The organism is Kiritimatiellia bacterium (assembly GCA_028715905.1).
GTDB lineage: Bacteria > Verrucomicrobiota > Kiritimatiellia > JAAZAB01 > JAAZAB01 > JAQUQV01.
The window spans coordinates 1-3,335 of the sequence record JAQUQV010000120.1 but is presented as its reverse complement, the minus strand read 5'-3'; the positions used below and the strand labels follow the sequence as shown (position 1 = coordinate 3,335).

Here is a 3,335-nt window from a genome sequence, read left to right as displayed (position 1 = left end):
GGTGGTTATATCCGCAAGCTCGTTGGTGATCAGGCGTTGGCGCAATTTATTCATGGCCATGTGCAGTTCGGCAATCAAGTCGTCCGCGTTTTTTGTCGCCAGATCCATCATGAGCATGCGCGCCGCATGTTCGGCCACTTCCGCTTCCATCAAAATATTCCGCACTTCGCCGGCAACATAAGCGTGGACGACCTCGTCCAGCATAACCGGGCCGGGCGGTTCCAGGATGATATCGCGGGCAACGGGGATAGCTTGCTTCATCCGGGAAACATCCAGCGGGAAAAGCGCGGCGCGCGCCGGATAATGCTGAAGGCCGGAAGGGGTTTCGTTGTAAAAAAACTCTATCCGGTCAAACTCGCCCCGGCGGTAAAAATCGCAGCATCGGCGGCCCAGCTGAACGGCGTTGATACCCGCGAAGTCAACCTCTTCCCGGACGCGGCAAACGGCATCGGGGCGGGCGTTCCGCTGCGCCCTGAAAAAATCCCGTGCTTTGCGTCCGATTAAAAAAAAGTGAACAACCGGTCTTTTTGCCGCGCCGGTCCCCGCTTCAAAATCACCGGCCGCCCGCAAGGCCTGGCGGAAAACATTGGCATTCATGCTCCCGCAAAGGCCGCGATCGGAGGCCACGACAACGAACAGAATGTTTCCGGCCGGCCGCGGCGAAAAAAAGGGATGCTCGTCCCGGGCGGGGGCCGTCCCGGCAAATAACGCGGCGGCGAGCGAGCGCATTCTTTCGGCGTAAGGCCGGGCGTTGGCCAGCGCCGCCTGCGCATGGCGCAGTTTCACAGCCGCGACCATTTTCATGGCGCGGGTGATCTGCCGGGTTTTACGCACCCCGCGCAGGCGGATTTTGACTTCGCGTGGATTCATAACTGAACGACAACCGGCGGCGGAGCAAGCCCGTGAATTTCAATCCGCCCTTCAGCAGACCGCGTTTTTCGGCGAACTGTTTTTATACCTGCCGATCTCGTCGCGCAACCGGTTTTCCAAACTTTCATTCAAATCGCCCTTTTCCCGGATATCGCGGAGAAGATCGCTGGCGTTTTCGTCAAGGTAGCGGAAGAGCCCCGCTTCAAAATCTTTCACCGCGGCAACCGGCAAATCGTCCAGAAACCCGTTAACCCCGGCGAAAATAACGGCGACCTGCTTTTCCACAGGCAGGGGTTTATACTGATCCTGCTTCAAAACTTCCGTGAGGCGCTCGCCGCGGTTCAACTGCCCGCGGGTCGCCTTGTCAAGGTCGGCGGCAAACTGCGAAAACGCCTTCAGCTCGCGGTACTGCGCCTGGTTCAGCCGGAGTTGTCCGGCCACTTTTTTCATGGCCTTGATCTGGGCCTTGCCGCCCACGCGGGAAACGGAAAGCCCGGCATTGATGGCCGGGCGATTGCCGGCGTAAAAGAGGTCTGTTTCCAGGTAAATCTGCCCGTCGGTGATGGAAATGACGTTCGTTGGAATATAGGCCGATATGTCGCCGGCCTGCGTCTCAATGATGGGCAGGGCCGTGATACTGCCGCCGCCCTTTTCATCGCTGTATTTCGCGGCACGCTCCAGCAGACGCGAGTGCAGATAAAACACATCGCCCGGATAGGCTTCCCGTCCCGGCGGCCGCCGCAACAAAAGCGACATCTGGCGGTAGGCAACGGCATGTTTTGACAAATCGTCGTAGACAATCAGCACGTGGCCGCCGTTTTCGCTGAACTCTTCCGCCATGGCGCAGCCGCTGTAAGGCGCGATATACTGCAGGGGCGCCGGCTCGGAAGCGGAAGCGTTGACCAGGATGGTTTTTTCCATGACCTTGTTGTCCTCAAACGCCTTGATGACCTGCGCCACGGTTGAATTTTTCTGGCCGATCGCCACATAAATGCAGACCACATCCGTGTCCTTCTGGTTGATGATGGCGTCCACCGCCACGGCCGTTTTGCCGGTCTGGCGGTCGCCGATGATAAGCTCGCGCTGGCCGCGGCCGATCGGGACCATTGAATCCACGGCCTTCAGTCCGGTTTGCAGCGGCTGGTAAACCGGCCGGCGCTCCGTAACCGTCGGCGCGCGGCGTTCTATCGGGCGCGTTTTACTGGTCGGCACCACGCCCTTGCCATCCACCGGCTGACCCAGGGCATTCACCACCCGGCCGAGCAATGCCTTCCCGACGGGGACCTCAATAATGCGGCCGGTGCAACGGACCTCGTCGCCCTCCTCAATTCGGGTGTCGTCGCCGAGCACAATGCAACCGACGTTATCGCGTTCCAAGTTCATGGCCAGGCCGTAAACGGAGTGCGGGAAGGAGATCAGCTCGCTGGCCATCACGCGCGAGAGGCCGTAGACCCGGGCGATACCGTCGCCGACCTGCAGAACGGTGCCGACATCGGTTTCATGCGCCTGCGCGCGGTAATTCTCCAGTTGCGTCTTTAAAATCGCGGTAACTTCTTCGGGACGTATTTTAATCTGGTCACTCATAGGAATTTTTAAGGTTTATCCGACATTTCATGAAGCCTGCAGGGTAGCGCGAATCTGGGCCAGGCGGCCCTGGCCGCTGCCATCATAAACCCGGTCGCCGACGCGGACCTGGATGCCGCTCAAGAGCGCCGGGTCGGTTTTCACTTCCAACAGCACGCTCTGCCTGAGCCATTTTTCAAGGCGCGCGAGCAGATACGCGCGGTCCCCGTTGTCAACCGGCAGGGCGCTGACGATGTCCACCCGCGTGCGGCCGCGCATTTCGTCAATCAGCGATTCCAGCGCGCCGCTGACGCCGGGAAGCAGATTGAACCTTTGTTTTTCAAGCAGGAGGCCCAGGAAATCCCCGGTCAATTCCGCGATTTTGCCGGCAAAAATCTCTTTGATTATTTTTTGCTTCGCCGGCAGCGGGACAACCGGCGAATTGAGGCAGGCGCGCAATTCGCCGCTCGCGGCGCAGGTTTGCACAACCAGGTGCAAATCGGAAGCGGTTTTTTCCACGTCCTCCCCCTTGGTTACTGAATTGAGGAGCGCCCGCGCGTATCTTCTGGCTAATCCGGCGTCCAGCATTTTAATTCTTAGCCTCCACCTGCGTGAAAAGTTGATCAACGAGACGGCGCTGCAAATCCCTGTTGATTGTGCCGCCAATGGCCTTTTCGGCGACCAGCAGAGAAATCTCCATCACCTGCTGGCGCAGGTCCTTGACCGCCTTCTGTTTTTCAAGCTCAATATGCTCCTGGGCCCGCGCCAGGATGATGCGGCTCTGCTCCATGGCGCCGTTCACGATTTCATCATGAACGGCCTGCGCCTCCTTGACCGCCTTGTTCATCATGTTCTGGGTTTCCTCCGCCAAGCGGGCCATTTGCGCGTCATAATCCGCCTTG

Annotated in this window: 4 protein-coding genes; all 4 read right to left on the bottom strand. The window is 59.1% G+C overall.

All coding sequences use genetic code 11. The annotated features are described in order from the left end of the window. The coding region (gene atpG, locus PHP98_11990; GenBank protein MDD5484348.1) for an ATP synthase F1 subunit gamma at positions 1 to 870 on the bottom strand (870 nt) is incomplete at its 3' end. Positions 871 to 921: 51 nt separating this feature from the next. Beyond that, positions 922 to 2,442, bottom strand: a complete 1,521-nt coding sequence (gene atpA, locus PHP98_11985; GenBank protein ID MDD5484347.1) for a F0F1 ATP synthase subunit alpha — start codon at positions 2,440 to 2,442, stop codon at positions 922 to 924. 39 nt (positions 2,443 to 2,481) lie between these two features. After that, positions 2,482 to 3,021 (bottom strand): ATP synthase F1 subunit delta, encoded by a 540-nt coding sequence (atpH, locus tag PHP98_11980; protein MDD5484346.1) that lies wholly within the window; start codon positions 3,019 to 3,021, stop codon positions 2,482 to 2,484. Between the two features lies 1 nt (position 3,022). Further along, on the bottom strand, positions 3,023 to 3,335 hold a 313-nt coding region (locus PHP98_11975; protein MDD5484345.1), incomplete at its 5' end, for an ATP synthase F0 subunit B.

Excerpts from the sequence above, each read along its gene's own strand:
- atpH (MDD5484346.1), bottom strand. The coding sequence starts at position 3,021 with ATGCTGGACGCCGGATTAGCCAGAAGATACGCGCGGGCGCTCCTCAAT.